At 77.4% G+C, this 685-nt stretch carries 2 protein-coding genes; both read right to left on the bottom strand.

What is annotated here, in order from left to right; all coding sequences use genetic code 11:
• Positions 1–467: FAD:protein FMN transferase (locus tag ADK41_RS38210; RefSeq protein WP_167353515.1), on the bottom strand; the 467-nt coding region annotated here is incomplete at its 3' end.
• Between the two features lie 55 nt (positions 468–522).
• The gene (locus ADK41_RS44460) at positions 523–627 is read right to left on the bottom strand and encodes an FMN-binding protein (protein WP_432422513.1); all 105 of its coding nucleotides are present in this window, start codon (positions 625–627) and stop codon (positions 523–525) included.
• Between the last annotated feature and the right edge of the window lie 58 nt (positions 628–685).

The raw sequence follows: 685 nt of genomic DNA, 5'->3' as shown, positions 1-685 counted from the left end.
GAGGGGCCGGCGGGGGAGCCGAGGGCGGCGAGACCGCCCGGCGGGAGCGGGCCCGCCACCCCCCCCCGCCACGGCCGCCCCGCCCCCGGCACACCCAGCACCTGCACGTCCCCGCCCCCGTTGACGTTCACCCCCACCGCCCCCGCCGCCGCGAGCCGCCGTGCGGCCCGCTCGACGGCCCAGCCCTTGACGATCCCGGTCGGGTCGAGACGCCCCCGGTACCGCGCGCTGAACCAGCCGTCGCTCACCCGCTCCGCCTCCGCCGCCAGTTCCAGCACCTCGGCGACCTCGGGATCGCACTCCCCGACGCCCAGCTCACCGCGCGCCAGCCGGGAGACCTGACTGTCGTCGCGGTACGTGCTGAACACCTCGTCGACCCGGTGCAGCCCCGCGACCGCCTCCTGAAACGCCGCGCGCACCACGGCGGGTTCCCCGCCGCGGACGTCGAGGGAGAAGACGGTCCCCATCGCCTCCTCCACGTGACGCACCGCGGCGGGAGCCCCGGCCGGCTCGGCCACCGTGTCAGCCACCGGCCCGGTCCAGCGCCGACTGGAGGGACTGTTCGTACCCGGCGCTGGTGTACGTGGCCCCCGACACCGCGTCGATCTCCGCGTCGCCGGCCGCCACCGCCGCCTGGTTGAGCTTCGGCACGGCGTCGGAGGTGATCCGGTCGCTCTGCCCGCCC

The sequence above is a fragment of the Streptomyces caelestis genome (assembly GCF_001279005.1).
Classification (GTDB): Bacteria; Actinomycetota; Actinomycetes; order Streptomycetales; family Streptomycetaceae; genus Streptomyces; species Streptomyces heliomycini.
The sequence above is the reverse complement of the archived record's forward strand: the minus strand, read 5'-3'. Positions and strand labels throughout refer to the sequence as shown.